28 protein-coding genes are annotated in these 25,574 nt (G+C 63.0%); 9 read left to right on the top strand and 19 right to left on the bottom strand.

Annotation, left to right across the window (positions count from 1 at the left end; all coding sequences use genetic code 11):
- Nucleotides 1–3: 3 nt before the first annotated feature.
- Complete coding sequence (locus tag AADW23_RS02820) at nucleotides 4–699, bottom strand: uroporphyrinogen-III synthase (RefSeq protein WP_341863009.1); 696 nt, start codon at nucleotides 697–699, stop codon at nucleotides 4–6.
- Nucleotides 700–762: 63 nt separating this feature from the next.
- Here AADW23_RS02820 and tsaD point away from each other — a divergent pair, with 63 nt between their 5' ends.
- The 4 genes from tsaD to AADW23_RS02800 are packed head-to-tail and all read left to right on the top strand — an operon-like array spanning nucleotide 763 to nucleotide 3,440.
- Complete coding sequence (tsaD, locus tag AADW23_RS02815; RefSeq protein ID WP_341863008.1) at nucleotides 763–1,827, top strand: tRNA (adenosine(37)-N6)-threonylcarbamoyltransferase complex transferase subunit TsaD; 1,065 nt, start codon at nucleotides 763–765, stop codon at nucleotides 1,825–1,827.
- Entirely contained in the window at nucleotides 1,824–2,747 is a 924-nt protein-coding gene (locus AADW23_RS02810) for an NAD(P)H-dependent glycerol-3-phosphate dehydrogenase (RefSeq protein WP_341863007.1), read from the top strand. Before tsaD ends, AADW23_RS02810 begins: the two co-directional genes overlap by 4 nt.
- A gap of 7 nt (nucleotides 2,748–2,754) precedes the next feature.
- On the top strand, nucleotides 2,755–3,027 hold the full coding sequence (locus tag AADW23_RS02805) for a YciI family protein (protein ID WP_341863006.1): 273 nt from the start codon (nucleotides 2,755–2,757) through the stop codon (nucleotides 3,025–3,027).
- A complete protein-coding gene (locus AADW23_RS02800) occupies nucleotides 3,027–3,440 on the top strand; it encodes an EVE domain-containing protein (protein WP_341863005.1) in 414 nt (137 codons plus the stop codon). The genes AADW23_RS02805 and AADW23_RS02800 overlap by 1 nt, the downstream gene beginning before the upstream one ends.
- A gap of 158 nt (nucleotides 3,441–3,598) precedes the next feature.
- Here AADW23_RS02800 and AADW23_RS02795 read toward each other — a convergent pair whose 3' ends face one another.
- The 6 genes from AADW23_RS02795 to ahcY form a co-directional block, all read right to left on the bottom strand.
- Nucleotides 3,599–3,907 carry a hypothetical protein gene (locus tag AADW23_RS02795; RefSeq protein ID WP_341863004.1) on the bottom strand — a complete coding sequence of 103 codons (309 nt, stop codon included), beginning with the start codon at nucleotides 3,905–3,907 and terminating at the stop codon, nucleotides 3,599–3,601.
- 435 nt (nucleotides 3,908–4,342) lie between these two features.
- Entirely contained in the window at nucleotides 4,343–4,540 is a 198-nt protein-coding gene (locus AADW23_RS02790) for a DUF1272 domain-containing protein (protein ID WP_341863003.1), read from the bottom strand.
- Between the two features lie 69 nt (nucleotides 4,541–4,609).
- On the bottom strand, nucleotides 4,610–4,951 hold the full coding sequence (locus tag AADW23_RS02785) for a DUF2853 family protein (RefSeq protein WP_341863002.1): 342 nt from the start codon (nucleotides 4,949–4,951) through the stop codon (nucleotides 4,610–4,612).
- A gap of 181 nt (nucleotides 4,952–5,132) precedes the next feature.
- Complete coding sequence (locus AADW23_RS02780) at nucleotides 5,133–5,876, bottom strand: hypothetical protein (RefSeq protein ID WP_341863001.1); 744 nt, start codon at nucleotides 5,874–5,876, stop codon at nucleotides 5,133–5,135.
- Entirely contained in the window at nucleotides 5,876–6,751 is an 876-nt protein-coding gene (locus tag AADW23_RS02775; protein WP_341863000.1) for a hypothetical protein, read from the bottom strand. Before AADW23_RS02775 ends, AADW23_RS02780 begins: the two co-directional genes overlap by 1 nt.
- Before the next feature lie 75 nt (nucleotides 6,752–6,826).
- Nucleotides 6,827–8,212 carry an adenosylhomocysteinase gene (gene ahcY, locus AADW23_RS02770; protein ID WP_341862999.1) on the bottom strand — a complete coding sequence of 462 codons (1,386 nt, stop codon included), beginning with the start codon at nucleotides 8,210–8,212 and terminating at the stop codon, nucleotides 6,827–6,829.
- Between the two features lie 280 nt (nucleotides 8,213–8,492).
- Between ahcY and AADW23_RS02765 the strand changes: the two genes are divergently transcribed.
- Both AADW23_RS02765 and AADW23_RS02760 read left to right on the top strand, forming a co-directional pair.
- The gene (locus AADW23_RS02765) at nucleotides 8,493–9,089 is read left to right on the top strand and encodes an HD family hydrolase (RefSeq protein ID WP_341862998.1); all 597 of its coding nucleotides are present in this window, start codon (nucleotides 8,493–8,495) and stop codon (nucleotides 9,087–9,089) included.
- Nucleotides 9,086–9,565: a GNAT family N-acetyltransferase gene (locus tag AADW23_RS02760; protein WP_341862997.1), complete on the top strand. Its 480-nt coding sequence runs from the start codon at nucleotides 9,086–9,088 to the stop codon at nucleotides 9,563–9,565. The genes AADW23_RS02765 and AADW23_RS02760 overlap by 4 nt, the downstream gene beginning before the upstream one ends.
- A gap of 72 nt (nucleotides 9,566–9,637) precedes the next feature.
- Here AADW23_RS02760 and AADW23_RS02755 read toward each other — a convergent pair whose 3' ends face one another.
- Complete coding sequence (locus AADW23_RS02755; RefSeq protein ID WP_341862996.1) at nucleotides 9,638–9,799, bottom strand: hypothetical protein; 162 nt, start codon at nucleotides 9,797–9,799, stop codon at nucleotides 9,638–9,640.
- A 95-nt stretch (nucleotides 9,800–9,894) separates the two neighbouring features.
- On the opposite strand from AADW23_RS02755, the gene AADW23_RS02750 reads away from it, so the two are divergent.
- Nucleotides 9,895–10,800 carry a LysR family transcriptional regulator gene (locus AADW23_RS02750; protein WP_341862995.1) on the top strand — a complete coding sequence of 302 codons (906 nt, stop codon included), beginning with the start codon at nucleotides 9,895–9,897 and terminating at the stop codon, nucleotides 10,798–10,800.
- 14 nt (nucleotides 10,801–10,814) lie between these two features.
- Complete coding sequence (locus AADW23_RS02745; protein ID WP_341862994.1) at nucleotides 10,815–11,210, top strand: hypothetical protein; 396 nt, start codon at nucleotides 10,815–10,817, stop codon at nucleotides 11,208–11,210.
- Here the strand turns inward: AADW23_RS02745 and AADW23_RS02740 are convergent.
- The 10 genes from AADW23_RS02740 to regB all read right to left on the bottom strand — a co-directional run bounded on the left by AADW23_RS02740 (nucleotide 11,207) and on the right by regB (nucleotide 24,381).
- Nucleotides 11,207–11,575, bottom strand: coding sequence for a hypothetical protein (locus AADW23_RS02740; RefSeq protein ID WP_341862993.1), 369 nt, complete (start codon nucleotides 11,573–11,575; stop codon nucleotides 11,207–11,209). The two genes, AADW23_RS02745 and AADW23_RS02740, sit on opposite strands and share 4 nt — an antisense overlap.
- Entirely contained in the window at nucleotides 11,572–12,132 is a 561-nt protein-coding gene (locus AADW23_RS02735) for an ActR/PrrA/RegA family redox response regulator transcription factor (RefSeq protein ID WP_341862992.1), read from the bottom strand. The genes AADW23_RS02740 and AADW23_RS02735 overlap by 4 nt, the downstream gene beginning before the upstream one ends.
- Before the next feature lie 154 nt (nucleotides 12,133–12,286).
- Complete coding sequence (gene trxA / locus AADW23_RS02730) at nucleotides 12,287–12,634, bottom strand: thioredoxin (protein ID WP_341864265.1); 348 nt, start codon at nucleotides 12,632–12,634, stop codon at nucleotides 12,287–12,289.
- A gap of 36 nt (nucleotides 12,635–12,670) precedes the next feature.
- Complete coding sequence (gene addA / locus AADW23_RS02725; protein WP_341862991.1) at nucleotides 12,671–16,051, bottom strand: double-strand break repair helicase AddA; 3,381 nt, start codon at nucleotides 16,049–16,051, stop codon at nucleotides 12,671–12,673.
- Nucleotides 16,044–19,019: a double-strand break repair protein AddB gene (addB, locus tag AADW23_RS02720; RefSeq protein ID WP_341862990.1), complete on the bottom strand. Its 2,976-nt coding sequence runs from the start codon at nucleotides 19,017–19,019 to the stop codon at nucleotides 16,044–16,046. The genes addA and addB overlap by 8 nt, the downstream gene beginning before the upstream one ends.
- Nucleotides 19,009–19,689, bottom strand: coding sequence for a nucleotidyltransferase family protein (locus AADW23_RS02715; RefSeq protein WP_341862989.1), 681 nt, complete (start codon nucleotides 19,687–19,689; stop codon nucleotides 19,009–19,011). The genes addB and AADW23_RS02715 overlap by 11 nt, the downstream gene beginning before the upstream one ends.
- Nucleotides 19,686–20,612 (bottom strand): phosphotransferase, encoded by a 927-nt coding sequence (locus AADW23_RS02710; RefSeq protein ID WP_341862988.1) that lies wholly within the window; start codon nucleotides 20,610–20,612, stop codon nucleotides 19,686–19,688. Before AADW23_RS02710 ends, AADW23_RS02715 begins: the two co-directional genes overlap by 4 nt.
- On the bottom strand, nucleotides 20,609–21,127 hold the full coding sequence (gene tsaE / locus AADW23_RS02705; protein WP_341864264.1) for a tRNA (adenosine(37)-N6)-threonylcarbamoyltransferase complex ATPase subunit type 1 TsaE: 519 nt from the start codon (nucleotides 21,125–21,127) through the stop codon (nucleotides 20,609–20,611). Before tsaE ends, AADW23_RS02710 begins: the two co-directional genes overlap by 4 nt.
- A 56-nt stretch (nucleotides 21,128–21,183) precedes the next feature.
- Nucleotides 21,184–22,836, bottom strand: a complete 1,653-nt coding sequence (locus AADW23_RS02700) for a PAS-domain containing protein (protein ID WP_341862987.1) — start codon at nucleotides 22,834–22,836, stop codon at nucleotides 21,184–21,186.
- Nucleotides 22,837–22,956: 120 nt separating this feature from the next.
- On the bottom strand, nucleotides 22,957–24,381 hold the full coding sequence (gene regB, locus AADW23_RS02695; protein WP_341862986.1) for a sensor histidine kinase RegB: 1,425 nt from the start codon (nucleotides 24,379–24,381) through the stop codon (nucleotides 22,957–22,959).
- A gap of 100 nt (nucleotides 24,382–24,481) precedes the next feature.
- Between regB and AADW23_RS02690 the strand changes: the two genes are divergently transcribed.
- Nucleotides 24,482–25,114 carry an SCO family protein gene (locus AADW23_RS02690; protein ID WP_341862985.1) on the top strand — a complete coding sequence of 211 codons (633 nt, stop codon included), beginning with the start codon at nucleotides 24,482–24,484 and terminating at the stop codon, nucleotides 25,112–25,114.
- Nucleotides 25,115–25,199: 85 nt separating this feature from the next.
- Here AADW23_RS02690 and AADW23_RS02685 read toward each other — a convergent pair whose 3' ends face one another.
- Nucleotides 25,200–25,379 (bottom strand): CsbD family protein, encoded by a 180-nt coding sequence (locus AADW23_RS02685; RefSeq protein ID WP_341862984.1) that lies wholly within the window; start codon nucleotides 25,377–25,379, stop codon nucleotides 25,200–25,202.
- Nucleotides 25,380–25,574: the final 195 nt, after the last annotated feature.

Genomic DNA, 25,574 nt, shown 5'->3' with positions numbered 1-25,574 from the left:
CTTCTAGGGGGAATTCCTTTGCACCCCATATCGTTCCATGACCCTAAGCATTTCCGCGCCCGTAGGGTGGGCGATCACATGGGTTTGGTCCTGCATGGACGAGGGCAAAGCCTCGGCCACCGCTTGGCTGAGGGCAAGGATCTGCGTGTCGCTGCGAAGCTGCACTGCGGCCTCCGCAAACAGGCCCGCGCTGCGCGGTGAAAACAGCGGCACAACCAGCGCCGGTTGCGCCAACGCCTTATGGAACGTGGGCAGCGGCTTTGTGGCGCGTTGGTCGTAGGCCGCGATCCCGGTCACGACCAATCCGTCAGAGGTCAGCCGCCCGGCGATATCGCCTCGGGTATGGGTGCCGTGCACATGCACCAAATGCCCCTTCAGGTGCCGATTGCGCAAAGCGTTCACGAGCCCCTCGGCATCGGGGCCGCAAACCTCGGCCGCGAGTCCAACAGCCTGCGCGGCGGTCGCGGTGCGGGGGCCTACACAATAGGCGGGAAGCCGCGCGGGCGGCAGAAAGGCTACTGCCGCCTCGGACGTCAGGATCACGCCTTGCACCCTATCCAACGACACGCTCTCCCCGGTGGCAACGATCTCCATCAACGGGGCAATCACGACAGTCGCGCCCTGCAATCCCTCGGCAAATCGCTCGGAAGCGGCGCGGGGGCGGGTCAGCAGGAGCGTGGGCGTCTGGTGGACTTGCATGGGCCGCAGTGTTACCTCGCAGGCAACGGCCATACAATCGGGCCAATTAGTCGGACGAGCGTCATGGCACTGACCATTCTAGGTATCGAGAGCAGCTGCGACGACACTGCCGCCGCGATTTTGCGTGGCACGGGGGGCGATGTGGCGATCCTGTCCAACGTGGTGTCCTCTCAAACCGATCTGCACGCGGCCTTCGGCGGCGTGGTTCCCGAAATTGCAGCCCGTGCCCATGCCGAAACGCTCGATCTGGTGGTGGAAGAGGCGGTAACGACGGCGGGGATTGCCCTGCACGATGTGGATGCCATTGCCGTCACAGCAGGGCCGGGGCTGATCGGCGGCGTGTTGTCCGGGGTGATGGCGGCCAAGGGCTTGGCCTTGGGTCTGGGCAAACCGCTGGTGGGGGTGAACCACCTGGCGGGACACGCCCTGACGCCGCAACTCACCGATGGGTTGGCGTTTCCCTACCTTCTGCTTCTGGTCTCGGGCGGTCACTGCCAGTTCCTGCGCGTGGAGGGGCCTGAAAGCTTCACGCGCCTTGGCGGAACCATCGACGATGCGCCGGGAGAGGCGTTTGATAAAGTCGCCCGCCTGTTGGGCCTGCCGCAACCCGGTGGCCCTTCGGTCGAGAAAGCGGCGCTTGAAGGCGACGCGAAACGGTTCAAACTGCCCCGTCCCCTGTTGGATCGTCCGGGGTGTGACCTTAGCTTTTCGGGCCTGAAAACCGCTGTCTTGCGACTGCGTGACGGGTTGGTCGCCGAAAATGGCGGGCTGACCGAACAAGACCGCGCCGATATCTGCGCCGGGTTCCAGGCAACCGTGGCCCATGTGCTGGCCGAGAAATCGCGCCGTGCCCTCGCGATGGGAGAGGTCACAGCCTTCGCCGTGGCGGGCGGCGTTGCGGCGAACCAAACGCTCCGAGCCGCGCTGGAGGCCGTCACCGACCTGCCCTTCGTCGCACCGCCGCTGGCGCTGTGCACCGACAATGCCGCGATGATCGCCTACGCGGGTCTTCTGGCATTTGAAGGCGGGCGGGTGGATGGGATGGACCTGTCGGCCCGCCCGCGCTGGCCTCTGGATACGGATGCCGCGCCGATGATCGGCTCGGGCAAGAAGGGGGCCAAGGCATGAGGCTGGATGTCTTCGGGGCAGGGGCGTTTGGGACCGGGCTGGCGATTGCCTACGCCAAAGCGGGCCTTGAGGTGGCGCTTTGGGCGCGGGATGCGACCGCGTTGTCGGCGGGCGAAAGCCCTCGGCTGCCGGGGCAGAAGTTCCCGGACAACCTGCGGGTAACGGGGGATGCGGGCGCCTGTGACGCCGACATCGCGCTGATCGCGGTGCCAACCCAAAGCATGGGCCGCTTCGCGGCTGAAACGCCCCTGAAGGCAAAGGTTGCCGTCTCCTGCGCCAAGGGCATCGACCGCTCCTCGGGCCGTGGTCCCACGGCCCTCCTCGCAGATGCGGCGCCCTTTGTGGCGCAGCTGACCGGGCCGAGCTTTGCGGCGGATATCGCCAGCGGCCTGCCGACCGCCCTGACGATCGCTTGCGCTGACACCGCCCAAGGCGAACGCCTGCAAGAGGCGCTGAGCACGCCCGCCTTGCGCCTTTACCGGACCGAGGATGTGGTCGGGGCCGAGCTTGGCGGTGCCTTGAAAAACGTGATCGCCATCGCTGCCGGAGCCGTTATCGGCAAGGGGTTGGGCGACAGCGCCCGCGCCGCCCTGATTGCCCGCGGCTTTGCTGAAATGACGCGCTACGCCACCGCCAAAGGCGCCCTGTCCGAGACGCTGACCGGCCTTTCCGGCCTTGGCGATCTGGTGCTGACCTGCGGCTCCACCCAGTCGCGGAACTTCCGCTTTGGCCACGCGCTCGCCACCGGGGAAAGCCTGGCTGAAGGCACCACGGTCGAGGGCCTTCACACGGCCCGGCAGCTGGCTGCCTCGCCGGAAGATACGCCGATTGCCGATACCGTCGCGGCGCTGGCTGACGGCACCCTCGACATTGACGGCGCCCTCAGCCACCTTCTGTCACGACCTTTGAAACCGGAGTAACCCCCCGATGCTTTGCGCCCTGATCGCCACCGACAAACCCGGCCACCTGCAAACCCGCCTTGATAATCGTGACGCCCATCTGGCCTATGCCAAAGACAGCGGTAAACTGGTCATGGCCGGGCCGTTCATTGACGAAAACGGCGGCATGTCCGGCACGCTTCTGGTGATCGAGGTCGAGACGATGCAAGAGGCCTACGACTTCGCCGACAACGATCCCTACGCCAAGGCGGGCCTGTTCGAGAAGGTGCGGATCGAACAGTGGAAAAAGGTGATCGGCTAATGGCGTACTGGCTGTTCAAATCCGAGCCCGGCGTCTGGGGCTGGACCGACCAGGTTGCCAAGGGCGATGTGGGCGAGGAATGGGACGGCGTGCGCAACTACCAGGCCCGCAATTTCATGCGGGACATGGAAGTGGGCGACCTCGGGTTCTTTTACCACTCGCAATCGGAAAAGGCCGTGGTGGGGATCGTGGAAGTCATCGCCGAGGCCCATCCCGACAGCACCACCGACGATGACCGATGGGACTGCGTGGATATCAAAGCGGTGAAGGCCCTGCCCACGCCCGTCACGCTCGATCAGATCAAGGCGCGGGAGGAGTTGGCCGAGATGGTGCTGGTTAAGAACTCTCGCCTATCGGTTCAGCCGGTGACCGACGCCGAATGGGCGCTGGTTTGCGCAATGGGTGGGTTTTAGGGAGGGCTTCTAGCCCGCCGCCCCCCTTCGGCTGGCTGCTATCGCAAGGTGGCAGTTGCAAACAAGACGCTGAAGTCCTCGCACCAGATCACGACACTGCCGTAGGTGCTGGCGTCAACACTGGCGGGAATCTCATAGGTCTGGGTGCCGTTTGGCGACTACAACGACCCAAGCGAGACCCACTCGCTGGCCAAAACCGCCGCCGAGGTGCCGGGATTTTCGGCGGCCACCAGCCACACCTCCAGATCGGGGCCGGGGGTGACCGAAAAATCCGCGAATTGCAGGATCGTGCGCCCATCTGCGGTTTGGGCGAGGGCCGCGATGCCTGCCCCTTGATGGCGGGCGTCGGCGTCTTGAAGCTGGCCGGAGCTCAAGACCGTCGCTGTGGTTTGGGCATCGGCTGGCGCTGCCAAGCCGGCAAGCCCTGCAAGACCCATGCAAAAGGTAAGGACGGGAAAAATGCGCATTGGTCTGTCTCCATAGGACTGATCTCCCGAAGGCTACCCCAGCACCTTTGCCTGAGGCTACTCACATCTACGGCAGACGCGCGTGATCCTTTTAGGACGGACAGACTTCTATTGGACCAGACAGGCTCGCAATTGGAACAGACAGGCTCGCAATGAAAATGGGGGATCCCGACCCCTCAGGACCCCCCATCCACCCACGCGCGGCCTCGCTCCGCTCGTGTATCAGAATATGGGTCCGCCGTGCTGGCCAGACATTGGGGTGATACGCTGTGTGTGCGCGGAAACGCAAAAGAATTGCCCAGAGGATTTTAGGCAAAGTCTAACGCTGGTCCGGCGGCGTATCAGCCAAACGGTCACATAGCGTGCGAAGCTCTGGCTCGGACCAGCGCGAATGTTTGCGTGTGGTGCTGGCGGGGTGATGCCCAAGCCAAAAGCTCAACCCGTCGCGATGGGCGTGTTTCGGGCGGATGGGCCGGGGCACAAAACCGCCGCCGCAGGTGGGGAGACGTTGCGCAGCACGGCCGCCACGCAGCGGGCGCAATAGGTGAATTCATAGTTGCAAATGCGGGTGTCGGCGCTGTCGGGCGGCAAATCCACATCGCGCCATTCGCAATGCGGGCGCAGCTCTAACATGCTGTCTTCCCTACGAAAAAGGCCCGCCCCACTCTCGGGCAGGCCCTTGCCTTGCAACGCCGTCAGGCCTTAGCCGTAGACGGATTCCTTGCCGAAGTGCTTGGTCAGCATGTAGTAGACAACGGCGCGATATTTATTGCGCTCGGATTTGCCATAGGTCTCGATGACCGAGTTGATGCCGTCCATCAGGTTTGGCCCGTCGGGCAGGCCAAGCTTCTTCATCAGGAAGTTCTTCTTCACGGTCTCCAGCTCTGCCGGCTGGCTGCCTGCCACCGTGGACGCATCCGCATTGTAAATCGCCGGGCCGCAGCCTTTTGTTACTTTTTCGAGCAGAGCCATATCAGGCTCCATGCCACATTTGTTGCGCAGGTCGTCGGCGTATTGCGCGATCAGATCGTCACGTTTTCCCATAAGACTGTTGTCCCCCATTGGTCGTTTAGGCCCTTCGCCCGGCCTTCGGGCGGGGCTCGGGCAGAGGTTAACCTTAGGCAGCGGTTGCAAGAAAGGGGAAGTTGCAGGGAAAAGCCTGCTCTGCCTCCCCTGCGGTTATGGGGCAACAAGTGTTGAGTACACGCAATCGGTTTTGACCGAGCTATCCTTCTATCGCGGCGATATACGTAGCGGGCGCGGTTAGTTCAAAAGAATCAAATAAGGTCTTGGGGCCATAGTCAGACAGCTCCGTACCCTGAAATGCGCCGAGAATGTCTGTCTCGGCATCGAACAAAACGCGATTATTCGGATCCAGATTCCGCACAACCAGCAGACCAGTCTTAAACGCGCCGATGACTTCCAGAGTTAAGTCCGGACGCCAGCGTTGAAGGATTGGGATGATCTTCCAAACATCACCCGTCCACGCGTCCAGCTTGTCCAAGGCAGTCAGGTCACGGGTCGTCATACGAGTATTGAAGGGCAAGATATCATGTAATGCAATCACACCATCTGAAGACATCGAAGCCTCCGCATTGCGGAAGTCACGAAGAATGTATTCGATTAAGTGCATACCATCGACAAAGGCAAGTTCAGGGACAATTTTGTTGATGCTCAAAAAATCTCGGGCAAAGAACTTGTCGCTTTCCTCTTGGAAGAAAAACTGAGTTTCCGATTTGTTAAAGACATTGTTACCCAGTGAGAAATCTGGGTCCACAGCGATGAAATTACAGGTCCGGTCCGCTAAAGACGTCCCGGTTCGGGAGCCAATTTCAAGGTACCACTCTGCTTGCAATTGCATTTCCAGAGCGCTCAGAACGGCGCGATAACTTGGACGCTCCGCAGTCGGGAAGCCTTCAGAGTAAAGCATTTTTTCGCGCGTCGCGCGTTGTTTTTTGAACCAAGCCATCAAGCAGCAACCTCTCTTACAATATTTTCTAATTCGACTGCCAGGTTTTGAGGGCTGACACGATCTGCCAAAGTTCTACCTCGATCCAACGCTTCCAACCACTCAGGACCGCCCACGGCGTCTTCCATATGCTGAATCCCTTCGATGATGTCCTTGTCGGATGGGGTGTCGATCATAAACGGGTAGTCGGAACCAAGAAGGAGCTCGGCGTCGTCGACAGAGCGGTTCACAAGCATTGAGGCACCACACCAAGCCGCTGTAAAGCCTTTCGTGAACGGCTTGTACTTGCGGCTAAGAAGGTGGCTAGGATCAGGGCGCACGCAGAAATGTGCATTCGCTTGTGTAAGCGCCATGCGCGCCGCGGCGAATTCTTTCGGCGTGCCCCCCTCTAGCACTCGCATCTTTGTTCGGGCGGCGTCGGGTAGATGGGTAGAGCGTGGGCTGCCAACATAGAGAATTTCCAGGCTGGCCGCGTTGTTCTTCGGTGGTAGGCGTTGCAATCGTTCATCTACATTGTGAAGCAGAGTGCGCGCTACGCCAGAGGCATTGGTTTGAGCTATCCACTTTGTTAGAGCCTGCTCTCCAACAAACGATGTAGATAGATGTACGTCGATGCCACAGGCGTGCATCGCGTCGATGTTGCTGTCAACGTAGTCCACGATTACAGCGCGTGCCTTGGCGTGCAGTTTCTCGAAATCTGCCTCTGTCCAGTACCAAAGAACTTGCTTGGGCACCATAAACACAACATCGTTCGGTAGAGCAGATATGGACAGCGCCCGGAGCGCGCGATTGTGAGTGATCACCGATCGAGAAATAACCTGCAGGGCATCACTACTATGAGCGGACATAATGCGCGCCAGTTGTCTGGCGCGCATTAGATGTGACCCTGACTCGGGGGGCTCCAGCTTTCGCAAAAAGCATAGAGTTAGAGAGCGTCCCATATCCGCCTCTTAGTAGCGATAATGCTCGGGCTTGAACGGGCCGTCCTGCGGCACACCGATGTAGTCGGCCTGCTCTTTATCCAGCTGGGTCAGCTTCACGCCGATCTTCGCCAGATGCAGCCGCGCGACCTTCTCGTCCAGCTTCTTGGGCAGGATGTAGACCTGGTTCTCGTACTCATCGCCGCGCAGCCACAGCTCCATCTGCGCCAGCACCTGGTTGGTGAAGGACGCCGACATCACGAAAGACGGGTGACCGGTGGCGTTGCCGAGGTTCAGCAGGCGGCCTTCGGACAGCAGAATCAGACGGTTGCCCGAGGGCATCTCGATCATGTCCACCTGTTCCTTGATGTTGGTCCACTTGTGGTTCTTCAACGCGGCAACCTGGATCTCGTTGTCGAAGTGGCCGATGTTGCCCACGATCGCCATGTCCTTCATCTCGCGCATATGCTCGATGCGGATCACGTCCTTGTTGCCAGTGGTGGTGATGAAGACGTCCGCGTCCGCGACAACGTCTTCCAGCAGCACGACCTCGAAGCCGTCCATGGCGGCCTGCAATGCACAGATCGGATCGGCTTCCGTCACCTTCACGCGGGCACCGGCACCGGCCAGCGACGCGGCAGAGCCTTTGCCCACATCGCCATACCCCATGACGACGGCAACCTTGCCGGCCATCATCGTGTCCGTGGCGCGGCGGATGCCGTCCACCAGCGATTCCTTACAGCCGTACTTGTTGTCGAACTTCGACTTGGTGACCGAGTCGTTCACGTTGATCGCAGGGAACGGCAGCTGGCCGTTCTTCTGCAGGTCATACAGACGGTGCACGCCGGTGGTCGTTTCTTCCGACACGCCAACGATCTGCTCGCGCATCTTGGTGAACCAGCCGGGGCTTGCTTCCAGACGCTTCTTGATCTGCGCCTTGATCGCCACTTCTTCTTCCGACCCGGGAACGGGAATCACTTCCTCCCCCGCTTCCGCACGGGCCCCCAGAAGGATGTAGAGCGTCGCATCGCCACCATCGTCGAGGATCAGGTTCGGGCCATCCTCGAACTGGAAAGAGCGGTCCAGGTAATCCCAATGCTCCTCAAGGCTCTGCCCCTTGATCGCGAAAACAGGCACGCCCGACGCCGCAATCGCCGCCGCCGCGTGATCCTGGGTCGAGAAGATGTTGCACGACGCCCACCGCACATCCGCGCCCAATTCGACCAACGTCTCGATCAGAACCGCCGTTTGGATCGTCATGTGCAAAGAGCCAACGATCCGCGCACCCTTCAAAGGCTTCTCCGCGCCATATTCCTCGCGCAGCGCCATCAGGCCCGGCATCTCGGTCTCGGCAATGTCCAGTTCCTTGCGGCCAAAGTCCGCCAGCGCGATATCCTTGACGATATAGTCGTCCATGTCGTTGCCTCCTCGGGCATTCATCAAAAGCAATGTTTGGCGCTCCCATACCAGCCCCCTTGCGTCCCGGCAATGCGGCGTGCCTGGGCACCCTTGCCCGCCCCAAACCAGAACATACACGACCCAGATTACCCTGCGCTCAGACCCCAAGAAGCACATGTCCCTGGAAACTCTCGCGCCCCGCCCCTTTTCACCTTGGCCATACACCTCCGGGGGTGTGGGGGCTGGCCCCCGCAGCAACACTTGCTACAACCACCCCACCAACAAGCCGGAGCACCCCATGCCCAAATCACAACCGAGAGCTTGGCAACGTATGCTCTCAGGCCGCAGGCTAGACCTGCTGGACCCGACGCCGATGGATATCGAGATCGAGGACATCGCCCATGGTCTCGCCTTCGTGGCCCGCTGGAACGGTCAAACCCGCGGAGATTTCGCCTATTCCGTGGCCGAGCACTCTATCCTCGTTACCGACATCCACGCCCGCCTTGCCCCCAAAGGCCCCGCCAAATGGCAACTCGCGGCCCTGCTCCATGATGCGCCGGAATATGTCATTGGCGATATGATTTCCCCCGTGAAGGCCGCCGTCGGCCCCGGCTACGGCGCGTTGGATGACCGCCTGACCGCCGCCATTCACCTGCGCTTCGGCCTACCTGCCGTGCTGCCCAAATCGGTGAAAGCCCTGATCAAACGCGCCGACAAGATCTCCGCCTGGCTCGAGGCCACTCAACTCGCCGGTTTCGACCCGGCCGAGGCCGACAAGTTCTTCGGTCACCCCGACCCCACCATCATCGACGGCCTCCACCTCCACCTTCGCCCGCCCTCGGACGTCCGCCAGGATTTCACCGCCCGCCACAAAGCCCTGCTGGAGTCCCTATGATCATTCGTCCCGCCCATGACCTAGACGCCGGTGAAATCGCCGCTCTCCTGCGTGAGGTGATCGCCATTGGCGGCACCACCGCGATCACCGGTGACATAAACCGCGAAGACATCCTTGGATGGATGAGCCGTCCGAACGGCGCGTGGCTGGTCGCCGAAACCGAGGAGGGTGAGATCTTGGGTTTCCAATACATCGCGCCCGGCGGAGATTACCTGCCGCCCGAAGCCGCCGAGATCGCCACCTTCGCCAAACCGGGCCGCCAAGGCCTCGGCATCGGGTCCAAGCTGTTCAACGCCATGCGCGAAACCGCCAAAAACCTTGGGTACACGTGGATCAACGCCAACATTCGCGCCGATAACACCAGCGGGCTGGCCTACTACCAGTCCCGCGGGTTCGAGGATTACGGCAAGATCGAAGGCTACCAAATGGGCGACGGCACGATCGTCACCAAGATCCTCAAACGGCACGACCTGTGACGCGCCGCTAAACGCCCCTTTTGCACGGGGGGCAGGCATCGCGCGGTCGCTCCGCGCAATGCCATTTCAAACTTACATGATACCTGTCTGCCGCAGCCACCGCCGCTGGTCCTGGCTGTCGCGCTCCTTCTGGGCGCGGCTGCGGTGGTCGTGCTCCACCCAATGATTGGGTGCGCCCCAGGGGCGGTCTGTGCGGCTTGCGACTTTCAGGCTTTTGGCGAGAATTCCAAACATGTCACGTTCCTTTCTAAGGTTGTGCCATCTTGATACGCTCTTGCGGTGTCATCTCCGAATCCGCAATACTGATGATATGTTATCTGAGGTATCATATGGACTGGCGTGACATCCCCTCCCTCTCGGCCCTTCGTGCGTTCGAGGCCGCCGCCCGCCTTGGCTCTCTGTCCGAGGCGGCCCGGGCGCTCAACGTGACCCATGCCGCCATCGCGGCCCATGTTCGCGCCTTGGAGACCGAATTCGGCCACCCCCTTCTGCGCCGCTCGGGCCGGGGCATGGTGCCCACGCAGATGGGCGCAGAACTCGCCCGTGACCTCGGCGCGGGCTTCGCGGAAATCGCCGCAGGTGTCAGGTCGCTCAGGCGCGGGCGCGAGGATCGCCCCGTCACCCTCTCCACCACGCCGAGCTTCGCCGAAAACTGGCTGATGCCCTGCCTCGCCGCTTTCTGGTCCGCTCATCCCGACGTGCCGCTCAGCGTTCAAACCTCGCAAGACGTTGTGGACCTGCGCCGCGAAGGAATCGACCTAGTCATTCGCCACGGCACCGGACCCTGGCCGGGCCTGGAAGGGATTGTGCTGACCCATGCGAAAATGGTCGTTGTGGGCCAGCCCGGCCGCTTTGGTCCAAGCCCTTCGGACCTGTCCAGTCAGGCGGCCTGGGACCGGGTCCTGACTTTGCCGTGGCTGATCGACCAATCCCATACAGAGTTCAACAAACGCCTGCTGAACCTTGGCATCGACCGAGAGACCCTCGTGACCACCGAGCTTCCGTCAAACGCCCTGCTCCTGCCCGCCTGCCGCGCCGGGGCCGGGGTGTCGGCGCAACCCCACGCGTTGGTGGAAACCGACATCGCCGATGGCCGGTTGGAGGTTCTGGCAGAGGAGGAGAATACCGACTACGCTTATCATCTGCTGCATCTGCCCGGCCCCCTTAGTCGCCGGGCGCAAACCTTTGTCACTTGGCTGCGCCGCGATTGCGGCGGCATCGCCAGTGCCAGCTAGATCAAGGGTTTTCCATGTCTCGTTTCAACGGCTTCACCCGTGTCGCGGCCAGCTTTGACCCGATGGAGATCCGCATGGCCCTTGCCGCGCTGGAGGGGGCGGATTTCACCGTCATCGCGCCGGGGTTAGAGACGACCTCGACCCTGCCGATGAACTCTTTGGCGTTCGGGCCGTTGGAAATCTACGTGCTGGATCGGCAATACGACGATGCTATCGCCCTGTTGGATGCCATCGCTGAAGGCACCATCATCCCCCACGATCAGCGCGACTTGGTGGATGACCCTGAAGACGATTACCAACAGCCCCGCAAAAGCTGGTTCAGCAACCTGTTCGGCTTCCTTCTGGCGGGCGTGTCATCGCCGCTCAAAGGTCTGTCTGTGGAAAAACGCGCCCCGCGCAGGCGGGATTAACCCAAAGGCACGCAGGTCTGCCCGAATTGGGTAGAGCCATCAGCCGATTGCGCGGGGTCAGGAATACTCCACCCGGCGAAGGCGCCGTTGCGAAACACCAGAAGCGGGCCATCGCGCCAACGGAACGCAGTGTTTGCCGAATGGTCGCAGGGCAGCGCTACGGGCGCGCGGCCTTGCAGGCGGGTCATGGTTTCCAGAACGCCCGCCTGATCGCGGCCAAAGTCGATGCGCTGGCCGGTGCCAACCGCCTCAATCCCGCCGCTGTCAAAGCGGATCGGCACCACCGGCCCCTCGGCCACGGGGGCCGCGCCTGTGCCGACACAGCCCGCCACCAAGGCGACGGCCAGCAGCGACAGCGCCCTCACCGGGGGCTGCGCTTTGCAAGGATGCGTTGCAACGTACGGCGATGCATATTCAACCGTCGCGCCGTTTCCGAGACGTTGCGATCGCACAGCTCATACACCCGTTGGATATGTTCCCACCGGACCCGGTCTGCGGACATGGGGTTTTCCGGTGGTGGCGGCATCTCCTCTTCTTCGGCCAGCAGGGCCGAGGTGATGTCATTGGCGTCAGCAGGTTTGGACAGATAATCCGTCGCGCCCATTTTCACCGCCGCCACAGCCGTCGCAATCGCGCCGTAGCCTGTCAGCACGACGATCCTCGCATCGGGGCGTTTTTCACGCAGGGTTTCCACCACGTCGAGTCCGTTGCCGTCCTCCAGCCGCAGATCAACCACCGCGTAGGCGGGGGGACGGGCCGTGGCGATGGCGGTGCCAGCGGCGACAGACCCTGCGGCTTCAACCTCGAACCCGCGTTTCTCCATCGCGCGTTCCAGACGGCGCAGAAACGGTTCATCATCATCAATGAGAAGCAGAGACTTGTCGGGCCCGATTTCCCGGAGGTTGCGATCATTCGTGGCCATATATGTCGTCTCCTGAGGGGTCTGACCCCAAGTTATAGGAATAATGGAGAAATGGTCAAACCGTCGCAGGTGTACAAACAGGCAATTCACAACAAAAAAGGGCGTCACCGATGCAAGATCAGGACGCCCTTCAAGAATATTGCCGAAACGGGCCTTAGACGGCCTCGTCGATCCATTTTTGCAAGGCGGCTTTGGGGGCGGCACCTACTTTGTTGGAAACGACCTCTCCGCCGTTGAACATGAACAGCGCAGGAATGCCGCGCACGCCCAGTTGCATGGGAGAGTTGGGGTTTTCGTCCACGTTGATCTTCACGATCTTCACGCGGCCTTCATATTCGTCGGAAAGCTCTTCCAGAGCGGGGCCGATCTGTTTGCAGGGGCCACACCATTCGGCCCAAAAATCAACAACAACGGGGATGTCGGACTGCTTCACTTCGGTGTCAAAAGTGGCGTCGGTAACGGCAGTGGTAGCCATGGCTTTGTGCCCTCCAGGCGGGGTTATGTCGGGCACTGAACCTATGGACGGTCCCCCGGAGCGTCAAGCACTGCTTGCGCGTTTGAGCGCGTCAGACACGATATCGTGTGGCAGTGCCATCAATGTGCCGCTGCGCGACCAAAGGATCGCGGTCGCGATTTCGCGGTCGGGGTAGATCGTGGCCAGCAGCTCTGCATAAGCGCCCATCTGGCGCAGCACCCCTTCGGGCGTGTCACTCGCGCTGGCGGGCACCGTGGCGTTGGTTTTGAAATCCACCGCGGTGATCTGCTCGTCCGTTACGATCAGCCTGTCGATGATGCCGATCACGTCCGATTGCAGCGCGTCGGAATATCCCGTGACCTCCACCTCCGCGAGGGAGGCATCGGTAAACAGATGCGACAGCGCCGGGTCGGTCAGCACGCGGGTGGCCTCTTCCAACATCGGAGAAAGCGCGTCCGGCGTCAGGTCCGGGGCTTCCAGCGCCGCGATGCCGGGGGCGGCGGCGGGCCAAGCGGGTTCGGGCAGGCGGGGCAGGTGTTCCAGCAGCAAATGGGTGATTGTGCCGCGCAACATGGCGGTTTGCGTGTCGTCGCCCACGCCGGGCAGCGCCTTGGCCCCGCCCAGGTCCGAGGGTTTGCGTGCGGGCTTGTCCTTGACCGAGGGCGGCGCGTCAGCGGTGGCATAGTCGGGCAACACGGCACGGGTCCGATCGCTGGCCTCGGGCTTCTTACCGTCGGGCCAAGCGCCCGATTGCAGGCGCAAGCCTGTCTCGGGCAGGCCCGCGATATTCAGCGGCACCGCCCCCATCCCGTCCATCGCGTCGGCCACGATCTTGTACCAGCACGAGGCCGGTTTGCTTTCGGCCCCAAGCTGCCCCGACGCGGCCACGATCAGCCAGCTTTCGGCCCGTGTCAGCGCCACATAGAGCAGCCGGTTCGCCTCTTCCGTTTCGCGGAGGTTTTTGGCCTCCACGGCTTCCAGAACGGCATCGGTTTCGTTGCCCTTACTTGGCTGCCAAACCACCGGCCCGCCCTCGGGTTCCAACAGCCGCACGCCTCGGCCCCCGCCGCCACTGGGTTGCGCACAATCGGGCAGGATCACCACGGGCGCTTCCAGCCCCTTCGCCCCATGAACCGTCATCACCCGGATTTGCCCGGTGGCTTGCGACAGATCACGTTTCACCTGCACGTCGCCCGAATCGAGCCAGCCCACGAACCCCGTCAGCGAGGGCACCTCGGTCGCCTCATAGGCAAGGGCTTGGGCCAGCATCGCGTCCATGGCGTCTTCGGCCTCGGGGCCGAGGCGGGCAATCAGGCGGGTGCGTCCCTTGTGCCGGATCAACGCGCGTTCCAGCAGGTCGTAAGGCTTCAGGAAGTCGGCGTTGTCGCGCAGGTCTTTCAGGATCGCGTGGGCCTGGGCGAAGTCGGCGGCGCGGTCGCGCATCGCTGACCAAAGGAAGCCGGGGCGATTGTGGGCAAGGTCGTAAAGCTGCGCCTCCGACAGCCCACACAGGGGTGAGCGTAACACGCAAGCCAGCGACAGATCATCCTCGGGCGTGGCCAGAAACCGGCACAGCGCCATCAGGTCCTTCACCGCCAAGGGCGAGGTGAGTTGCGACCGATCAACCCCCGCCACAGGCAGCCCCGACCGCTTCAACTCCGCAATGATCTTGTGAAACAGCGGCGAGCGGCGGCGCACGAGGATCAGGATATCGCCCGCTGTGACCGCGCGCGTTTCGCCATCCACCTCGATCATTGGCGGCGTGTTGATCATCGCGCCAATCTGCTCGGCCACGGTCTGCGCCAGAACCGAGGAATGGTGATCCTCGCTGACCAAATCCTGCGGGTCGTCCCACGCGGGCTTCTCTCCGCCTTTGATCTGCTCGATCGCGGGCCAAAGGTCCACGCGCCCCGGCTTGGTGTCGAAGAACGAGCGGTGTTCAACCAGGTCCCCCAACCCCGGTGCGCCAAGGCCTGCCGCGACCCGGTCCACCAGCGCCAGGATCGGCGCGGCAGAGCGGAACGAATGGATCAATGCAGCGTCTTGAAAGGGGGCATTGATCTCTTGCAGGCGGGCTTCGAAATGGTCGCGCATCCGGTCAAATTCCGACGGGTCCGCGCCTTGGAACGAATAGATGGATTGCTTCTTATCGCCGACCACAAAGATCGTGCGCTGCACGTCTTCCCGTGCGCCTTCCCCGGCGGCGAAATCTTCGGCCAAGCGCTGCACGATTTCCCATTGCCGCGGCGAGGTATCTTGCGCCTCGTCCACAAGAATATGGTCAATGCCGCCGTCCAGCCGATACAGCACCCATTGCGCCACCTTGGAATTGTTCAGCAGATTCCGGGTCTTGTCGATCAGGTCATCAAAGTCGAGCCACCCCCGCGCCTCTTTCGCGCGGGTGTAGAGGGGCAGGAACCGAGCCGCGAATTGGTGCAAGGCGTGGGTGTTTTGCGCCGTCACCAGCCCGGTGCGCAGGGGGCGGGCCTCTGCGATGCGCTCCATCAAAGCGTTCAGCGGTTCCATCGCGCTGCCGATGGCCTTGCGGGTTGCCGCATTGCCGATCTTGTCAATTTTGGGCGCATAGGGGGTTTTGGTTTTGGGCCCCATCAGGAACGCGCTTTCTAACTGCGCGAGGTCCGCAAGGCTCGGCGCGTCCCAATTGACCTGCGACAAGACCCGATGCGCGGTCCCGGTAGAGCGGCTTCCCGCCTCCAGATGCGGCAGGACATGGGCGGCCAGTTCGGCCTCCTCCCCGGCAATCACCGCGCCGATGATATCGGCCTCGGTCAGCCCCGGATCAATCCCCGCGAAGTCACAGATCGTATCCCAATCGGCGGGGTGTTTCAGGGCCTCGGCCTTGCCGGCAACGGCGCGGGCCAAGCTCATCGCGCCATCGTCGCCCGACAGATACGGCGCGACATGGCCAAGCGCTTCGCGGCCCTCGTCGGTTTCCGCCATGTCGTCCAGAAGGTCGGCCAACAGGCGCACTTGCACGCGGTCGTCGATTTCGGTGAAGGCGGGGCTGACGCGGGCCTCTAGCGGGAAACGCCGCAGGACCGAGGCGCAGAACGAATGGATGGTCTGGATCTTCAGCCCGCCCGGCGCCTCGATCGCGCGGGCAAACAGCGTGCGGGCCTCGTCCAGAAGCGTGGGCTCCAGCCGAGCGTCCGGCACGCCGATTGCGGCCAGCATCGCGGCCAATTCCGCGTCATCCTTCATCGCCCAAGCGCCAAGACGCGAGAACAGGCGGTTCTGCATCTCCATCGCGGCGGCCTTGGTGTAGGTCAGGCACAAGATGCGTTCAGGCGGCACCCCGTCGAGCAACAGCCGCGCCACGCGGTCGGTCAGCACGCGGGTCTTGCCGGACCCGGCATTGGCCCCCAACCACGTGGAGGTGCCGGGATCAGCGGCGCGGGTCTGGGCGCGGGTGGCGTCATCCATTGGCACGCTCCCCTTGTTGTTCGCCGACGCGGATTACCTCGGCCTCTTTGGTTTCGTCCCATTCCCCCAATCGGGCGAGGTGGTCGTAATCGCCGCCGTAGGTGGTTTTCTTAGGCGACCGCCGCGACGGGAAACCGGCGTCGGGTTGCCGGTAATGGGTAATCAACTCGGTCAGGCCTTTCTGGGTCTCGGCCAAAAGGGCGGCGTCAAACGCCTGCACCCGCACCTCGGGCTTGGTCCCAAGTCCCACGTAAGCCAGCCGCGCCACGTCCAGCGAACGCTCGGCAAAGGCACCGCCCTGACCCATCAACGCCAAGAGCAACAGTTGTTTGTTATAGGCGATTTCCATGCCGTCGGTGGGCAAGTTGCCAGTCTTGTAATCGTAAATCGCCACCGACCCGTCGGGCAATGCATCGATCCGGTCCGCGATCCCGCTGAGGGTTAGCGACAGACCCGGCACATTCCATGTTTTGCGTTCTTCCAGCAGCCAAGGCTCGGCAATGTCTCGGAAATCGGCCTCTTGCATTAGATACCAAGGCAGAAGCCGCTGCATCCGTTGATGCCAAAGATAGCGGGCGGCGGGCCAGGGGGCCTGTTGCTCCAGCACCTCGGTGGCGATCTCCATGAACACGGCGCTCGCGTCGGGGGGGAGGGTCTCGGGCGTGGCTTTGACGAATTGCTCTAGGATGCTGTGGAACACGGTGCCGCGCAGGCGGGCGTCGGGGCTGGCCCGCAGCGGGTCCAACGGCCTGAGGTGCAACATGCGGGCGGCGTAGATGGCGTAGGGGTCGCGGGTCAAACGCTCGATATCTGTGACCGACAGCGCGGTGAGGCGGGTGATGTTCTGCGGCGCCGGAGCGGGGCGTGGGGCGGGGTTCACCTTCTCATCCGGAGTGGTGAGGGTTTCAGACAGCGCGAGCCACTTGTCGCCCCGTTCGCGCATATCCTTCAACGCTTGCGCGGCCGTCGCGCTGGCCCCGCCAAGCAGGTTCATCAACCGGTTCAACCAACGCGACGGGACCGTGTCCGTTTCGTCATCGCGCTTGGCGCGTGAAAGCCAGACCTCTCCGCCCGCGATGCCTTGCTGGAAATCATGGGCTGACAGGCCGATCACCCGGTCGGGCAGACGCATGCCCGCCTTGTCGCGCAGGGGCCGGTTGAGCCAAGGATCGGCGCTGGCGGCTTGCGGCCATGTGCCCTCGTTCAACCCGGCAAGGATGGTGACATCGGCCCCTTGAACCCGCGCCTCCTGCGTCCCCCAGATCAGCACATCGGCATGGGGCCGCAGGGCAAAACGGACTTCCCGGTCATGGGCGAGAGAGGTGAAGAAATCGGCGTAGTCCCGCGCCGACATTGCGCCCGCCGAAGGGGCATCGGCTTCCAGATTGCGCAGGAGTTTCGCGGCCTCAACGCCCGGTTCCTTGTCGTATAGCTCTCCGGCGTCGGGCTGCCCTGTGCCCGCCGCCAAGGCGTCGGCGCGGGTCTTGTGCAGGGCCAGACGCTCGGCCAAGGGCAGGGGGGTGCGGTCCACCTCGGCCAGCAAATTGGTGGCCAGCCAGTCCACCCAAGCCACCGCGTCGGGGTCTTTGTCGCGGGCACAGGCCCAGTCCATCAACGCATCGCGGGTGGGAAAGGCAAGGCCACGGCGCAACACTTGCAGCTCCAGATCCTGGGTGCGGCGCAGATGTTCGCCCCGCTCCGTGCCGGAATGACACAGGGGGTGCTTCAATAGCGCCACCATCGCTTCGGACGTGACAGGGCTGTGCATCGCCTCGGCCACCTGCCGCAGAAAACGCCCCGGTGCGGTCTGTGCCAAGACCTGCCCGGCGCTGTCATCGGGCGTGATATTCCAGCGGTCCAATTGCGCCGTGACCTTGCGGGCCAGCCGCCTGTCGGGGGTCACCAAGGCGGTGCGCTGCCCGTCCTGAACCGCCTTTCGCATCCGCAACGCGATGGCCGTCGCCTCCATCTGGGGGGAGGGCGCCTCGAGCAGTGTCACCCCGGCCATGGCCCCGCCCACATCGGCAAGCCTCGGCCCCTCTGTCCGCCATTGGTTGGTGACGGGCGCCGGGCGTAGCGCCAGCGAGACAACGGCGTTTCGGTGCGGCTCGGCCGGGGTTTCCTGCCCCCAAACCGGCACCTGTGACGGGTCCAGCCCCATGGCATCAAGCAGTTTCGCCAGCCGGAATTGAGGGTGATCTTCGCCCGCCAAGCCCTTGCGCCGCCCGTCCAGCAAGCCGTTCCAAATGGCGCTTGGCATGTCGCGGTCGATGCCTGGCAAAATCACCGCCCCTTGGGGCAGCTTCGCCACCGCCTCCATCAGCCGGAACGTGGCGCGGCGTGATCCGGTAGAGCCCGCAACGATCACCGGATGGCTTGGCGGATTGCGCCGCCATTCGGCAATCAGGCGATCCACGACCATGGCTTGGCGTGCCTCGGGCGTGGGCCTGTCGCCCGCCGCGATCACCTGTTGCGCGATGCCAAGAAAGTCCCGCGCACGGGTCCAATGTTCGGAATGGTCGCCCATGTCGAGGTTGGCGATTTCGTCAGGGGTAACGCCCTCTTCCACCATCTCGCCCATGAAATCCGCCAGACTGTCGGCAAGCTCATAAAGCGCCGCGCGGGGGGCAAGGTCGGGGTTGGCGTCGATCAGTTTGGCGATCAGCTGCGCCAGTTCCAGCCGCAATGCCAGGGGCGTCATGGCGGGGGCCAGCCCTTCCAGATCAGCGGTTTCGGCCAGCGCCAACACCGGGCGAATGCGGGGCAGGAACCCCGGCCCCTTCAACGCATAAAGCGCCTGCAACCGGCGCTGCATCCGCGCGTTGGCCACGTGAATTTCGATCCGCGCAATCGCCTCGGGCCCTTGGCCGTGCAGCAGCGCGTCCAACCCTGAGATGAGCGAGGCGCAGAAATCCACGCCAAGGGGCGTCGCAAAAACGCGGGCATCGGGAGTTGGCTCAAACAACATGCTGCATTTCCTCGGCCAAGGTGATCCCGTCAGGGTGTCCGACATCGGCCCATCGGCCCTTGTGGATCAGTCCATACAAGCGCCCCTGCGCTGCGTATTCCTGCCAGATATCGCGCAACGAGAAGACATCGCGCGGGTCCGATAGGCAAGGGCCGGGGTCCAGGATTTGCGCCCCCACATAGACGTAAGTATCCGGCGATTTGTCGAAGCTCAGCCGCCCATCAGGGTCCATGGCGAAATCCCCGCCGCCGATGCGGCCCACGGCCTCGGCGCGGGGAACCAGTAGCAACAGAGCGCCCATCCGGGCGGGGTCAAAGGCGGCTTCGAGCTGTTGGATTGGGGCCTCTCCGGTCCAGACGTTGTCGGCATTGAGCGTTGCCAGGGGGCCGTCGGCCATCTGCTGCGCGGCCCGTTTCACCGAGCCGCCGGAGTCAAGAATATGGGGCGTTTCCAGTTGTAGCGTCACGTTTTTGCCCGCCAGATGCGCGGCGATCTGATCGGCGTGGTAGTGGGCGTTCACCGTGATCGGGCCACTGCCCCTTGCGGCGTCCAGCGCGTGATCCAGCAAGCTGCGCCCCGCGACCTCGATCAGGGGTTTGGGACGCGTCGCGGTCATCGCCCCCATTCGCGTGCCAAAGCCCGCGGCGAGGATCAGGCAAGGCAGGCTCATGGGGCGGTCCAATGGGCTGTTCGGTCGAGCAACTCGGCCACAGGTTTCCGGAGGGTGGGCAAGGTGTCGGCGGCCCGCGCCACAAGGGTGCGGGTGCGTGGCAGATAGGTGGCGTAGGACGGCTTGCCATAGACGGTGGAAAGCCGCCGGAAGATGCCCAGAATGCGCAGGTTGCGTTGCAACGAAAGCGTGGCGATGCGGGTGGGGGTGCTGTGGGTGGCGATCAGCTCGGCCCGCCACGCTTCGGGAACTACGCGGCGCGGATCGTCAAGCAGAGAGGCAAGGTCATACCCCTGCGGCAGCAACATCGCGTCCTGGAAATCAAGCAACCCGACCCGCGCGTCACCGGTGCGACCCGGCAACCACATCAGGTTATCCGCATGGACATCGCGCAGGGACAGGGTGCGCGCGCCCGCTGCATGGGTCTTCAGCGCGTCGGTCAGCCCGGCCAATATCGTTTCGCGCAAACTGTCGCTGTTCTCGACGAAATCAAAGGTAAGCGCGGTCATCTGCGCCATGGCCTCGGCGTCGGGCGCGGCTAGGTTTGCCGGCGTTTCAGACGAAAGGCGGTCGATCAGGATCGCGGTCGCCTCATAGGCCGCGCGGGCTGCATCGGGGGTGTTTTCCAGCAGGCGCGACAGGCTGAGGTCGCCCAAATCCTCCATCAAGATGAGGCCCTTGGCGGGGTCCGCGTGAAACTCTTGCGGGGCGGACAGGCCGATGCTGCGCAGGTGCGCGCGGATGGTGCGAAAGGCGACGTAGCTGGCGCGTTCCGCTTCCGTGGCGGTGGGTGCGTCCATCAAGATGGCGGTCTTTTCCGCGAGGGTCAGGCGCAGGTAGCGCCGGGTCGAGGCGTCGCCCGCCAAGGGCACAGACGTGGCGTCCGCCCACCCGGCGCTTGCAAGAAATGGGGCGTGGCTCATCCCGGAAGCACCGCCGCAAGTCGCCGTGCGAGGTCCGCGCCCTCAGGCCCATAAAGCGCTGCTTCGCGGGTGTCATCGCCGCGCCGATCAAGGTGTACTAGCGCGGCAATCTCGGGCCAGTCGGGGGCCAGCCTGTCCGGCCATTCGATCAGGCAAATGGCATCTTCCATGGCCTCCAGCAGGCCCAGTTCGTCGATCTCGGAAGGATCGCCAAGACGGTAAAGATCAGAATGCCACAGGGCGGCGCCCGCGCCTTCGTAGGTTTGCACCAAGGTGAAGGTGGGGCTCGGCACCGGCTCCAGCGGGTTGCCCAGATAGGCCCGGATCAAGGCCCGCGCGAGGTGAGTTTTCCCGGCCCCCAGCCCGCCCGACAACAGCAAAGTATCGCCCGCATGCAGGCAGGCCGAGAGCCGCGCCGCGAGGGCATCGGTGGCATCGGGAGAGGGCAGATCAACCGAGGCGATCACGGCCCAATCGGGCAGCGTGGGGGCATCGGTTTCCGGCAAAGAGATCATGGGCTGCGTCATCGGCCACAGCCTAAACCGGTTCGCAGGGGATTTGAATCGAAACCCTACGCGCGGCGTTTGGTGTCTTCGGGGACCTGTGATCTTGCGGCGTCCAGCAGGGGCGTGACTGTGTCAGGGGCCAACTCGGCCAGGGGGTCCGTCAGGCTGACGTCCAAGGGCAGGAACTGGACCACCGTGGCCCGGCCGCGTGTCGGCGCCATGCGCACCGCCAGCCTCAGGCCAGCCTTTGTTTCAACCTCTTCCACCCAAGGGGCACGCTCTACCTCATGGCCGACAAACTGTCGGATATCGCCCCAAACCGGGCTGGGTTTACAGCCGTCCGCCCATTCCTGACAGGCCTGGTTCAGATGTGGCATCTGCGCGAGGATTTGCGGATCCTGGCCCCACAACCTGCCATAGCCTTCATTGGCGCCGATCATTGCGCCATCGGCTTGGAACACAGCGATCGCGGCGGGCACGGCATCCAGGACGGCTTGAAACATTTCCAGATCAGCGCGGAATTGCCGGGTCAGGGTGACCTCTGCGCTGATGTCCTCAAACATGAAAGCAATCGCGCCGTCAGGATGCGGGCGCCCCATCACGCGGAAGGTTTTGCCTTCGGGAAGTTCCCACAACTGGCGGTAGGTGCCATTTTCGGCGTCCTCTTCAAGTTGGGCAATCTCATCGCGCCAACTGCGGTAATCGCGCGGCTCGGGCATCCGCTTTTTCTCACGCAGTTGATCGAGGAATGAGCGCAGATCGGGCCGCGCCGACAAAAATTCCGGCCCCGCCTGAGTAAGCGCCACCAGCGCGGGATTGAACGTCACAAGCTGACGTTTGCGGTCAAACACGGCAAGGCCCACGGGCAGAGCGGCGAAAGTCTTGGTGGTGGTTTGCAGGAACTGCCGCAGGCTGCCTTCGGCCCGCACAAGGCGGTCGGCAGGTTGCGCGGTGAACAGGGCAGAACCGCCGGGCAACCGATCACGGCTGACTTCGTACCACGTCGGCTCATCCCGGTCCGGCATTGCGATCTTGCATCTTCGAACGGTGCCCTCTGCCGGGGTAACATCCAGCTCCGAGGCAAAGACGCGGGGCAGCGGCCAACCCGGAGCTTCCCCATCGCGGAGCCGTTCGACCAAGTCAAAATACGGCGCGTTCGCCCAGATGACACGGGCGTTATCATCCTCTTTCCACATCGGGACAACGCCCGTGTCGAGGGACGCGCGCAGGTCTGAGAGCTCGGACTTGAGGGCGTGCAGTGTGGCAGCTTCAACCGTATGGCGGCCGTCCTTCTCATCGGCGGGCCCGATGGAGAGGGTGAGAACGTCGTCGTCCTCCATCCGGCCGCCGATCAACACGGCATCCTTGCCAATGCGCCCGTCAATCAAGAAGGGATCACTGCGATCGTGCAAGGCAGAGAGGTGAGATTTCAGGTCCGGGCTCAGGGGCAAAAGCGCGGCAACAAGCCGTTTATAGGCCGCGGTTCGATCAATGCCAGCTTCAAGGAAGGCATCGTCGGCGTCCACATCGGAAAGCAAATACCCCTCTCGGAACCGATAACGGCGCAGTACGTCGGTGCCGCTCGTCGCGCCTTGAGACGCCCCAACCGGGGCGGGCGTACGCCCATATCGGGCCAAGAGCCGGGTCGTCAGCGCCACGGCCGTGGCGGCAGTGACAAAGGAAATCACTATAAAAATAAGAGTTGTCGCGTTGTCCAACACATGTACCCCGTTCTTTGCCCCGAGGGGTAGCTTGGCGCAAAACGGTTAACGGCAAGTTAATTGCTGAACGGCGGATCAGGCACGGCGTTTCGAAAATGGAAACAATGCCCTTATAGTTCAGTCTATTATGGGTACATTGGGCCCCAATGCGCCGCTGGCCTGAGCGCTCTCGGCAAGAATCGTAGCGTTGGGCCAAGTCACCTGAACCCGCGCACCCGAGCGCCCCTTTGTGTCGTCCGAGGTCAAAAACGGGTCCGCGGCATTGATGAAGCGCACACCTGCGCCCGAGCGTTCCAGAAGCGTTTTCGCAATGAAAAGCCCCAGCCCCATCCCCTGATAGCCGGGGCGCAGATCTTTATGGGCGCGGTCGCGCCGCCGCAGGAACGGATCGCCCAGGCGGCCAAGCAGATCGGGGGGGAAGCCGGGCCCATCATCGGTGATGGAAACCATCAGGTAGTTTTCATCCCAATCGGCCTCGATCCAGACCTGCTCTTCCGCGAAATCCACGGCGTTCTGCACAAGGTTGCGTAGGCCGTGAATCACCTCGGGCTTGCGCCAGATTTGCGGCTGGAGCGCGGGGGTGGAATCGTCGATGTCGCCCACTGGATCAACGTCGAAATGCAGGGCAATCCCGCGATCGGAATGGGGTTCGGCGGCCTCTTGCAGCACGGCTTCCAGGGGCGCACGGCGCATGTGGATATCGTCTTTGCCCGCCCGCCCCATCGAGCGCAGGATATCGCGGCACCGATCTGTCTGATCGCGGATCAAGGCCACGTCTTCGGCCAACAAAGGCTGGTCCGACAGGTCGTCCATCAACTCGGTCGCTGTCAGTTTGATCGTCGCCAGGGGCGTGCCCAATTCATGGGCGGCCGCGGCCACAACGCCGCCAAGGTCGGTCAACTTCTGTTCCCGTGCCAGCGCCATTTGCGTGGCCAGCAGGGCCTGGCTCATCCGGTGGGTTTCCGACGCGACCCGGCGGGCGTAGGCGGACAGGAACAAGATGCCGATCACCAGTGACACCCAGAAGCCGACGGTGAACAGGCCGGGCAGCACCAAGACCTCTCCGGTCAGGCTGACCAGCGGCAGATGCCACAGGGCGAGGCAGGTGATGAGAAAGATCGCCAGAAGGCCCAGGATCACCGTGGAGCGCATGGTCAGCGCCGTGGCCGAAATCGTGACGGGCGCAAGGATCAGCAACGAGAACGGGTTGTTCAGCCCGCCCGTCAGAAACAGCAGGAACGACAGTTGCGCCAAGTCGAACAGCAGCGTCAGCATCGCGTCCCGGTCGCTGAGGCGTTGGTTTTCGGGGAACACATACATCGCCACGAGGTTCGACGCGACGCTGGCTCCGATGGCCAGAAAGCACAGGCCAAGCTCCACCCTCAGGCCCAGATAGAACGCCGCTGTCACCACGGCCACGGTTTGTCCCAGGATCGCCAACCAACGCAAAACCAACAGCGTGCGCAGGCGTACCCAATCGACGCGGCTGTCTTGCTGGACCAACCGCAAGGCTGGGTCTAATAGGGGTTCACTGATCGCCATTGGGCAGGGCATCCTGTCACATCTACGCGCTTGTGAATTGTTAGGCGCGTCTGGCTAGGTAATCAACGCGATGACTTCTCCTTGCACGAGGCTTTTTGATATGACACGGAACTTTGCCCTCGCCTCTGCTGCGCTGATCGGCGTGCTTTTGGCTGGAACAGGCGCTGCTATTCTTGTGGCGAACGCCGGAGATGACGACCAATTCGCGCAATGCCGCCAAGGGGTTGTTGCAGGGGGCGGCGGCACCATTGGCGGCCCGTTTGAATTGGTCTCAGAGACCGGAGAAACGGTGACAGATGCGGATGTCATCACCGAGCCTACGCTGATGTACTTCGGCTATACGTTCTGCCCCGATGTCTGCCCCCTCGACGCGGTGCGCAACGCCGAGGCCGTCGATATCCTGGAAGAGGGCGGCTACAGCGTCCTGCCCACCTTTGTGACCGTCGATCCAAGCCGTGACACGCCCGAGGCATTGGCCGCCTTCACGGAAAACGTCCACCCCCGCATGGTGGGGCTGACCGGCACAACCGAGCAGACCCACGCAGCCGCCAGCGCGTACCGGGTGTACTATCAGGTCCATGATGACGGCAGTGATCCCTACTACCTCGTGGATCACACGGCCTTCACCTACCTGATGCTGCCCGAAACCGGCTTTGCGGAGTTCTTCAACCGCGACGTGACCCCCGCCGAGATGGCCGAGCGCACCGCCTGCTTCATCGACGCGGCCCGCTGAACCGCGCAGCCGCTTTGACACAAGAAAAAAGGCGACCCTGCCGGAAGCGAGGTCGCCTTTTCAATTTCGATATAGCGCGGGGAGACTAGGCGTCGTCGATGGCGCCTTTGACCTCACCTTTGGTCTGCTGCGCTTCGCCTTTCAGCTTCTGCGCCTTGCCTTCGGCCTGCAACTTCTCGTTGTCAGTCATGTCGCCGACCTTGTCCTTGACGGAACCGGCGGCTTTGTTGGCGGCACCCTTGGCCTTGTCTGCAAATTCACCCATGGGAATTCTCCTTGTAGATCGCGGCGCTTCTGCACGTCCGCGGCAAACCGATGAGCGGCATCGGCACCGTTGGTCTGTCGTTCATGGGAGTAACGCGGGCTGCACTCGAAAGGTTCCGAAACGCCTGCCGGCCGCCGATGAGAAATGGAAAGGGGCGCCCCGTTAGAGACGCCCCTGGCCGTACTTTATGGTCGA

This window comes from Gymnodinialimonas sp. 57CJ19 (genome assembly GCF_038396845.1).
In the GTDB taxonomy this organism is placed as follows: Bacteria; Pseudomonadota; Alphaproteobacteria; order Rhodobacterales; family Rhodobacteraceae; genus Gymnodinialimonas.
Note: the sequence above shows the minus strand (reverse complement) of the source record. Positions and strands in the feature narration are given on the sequence as shown.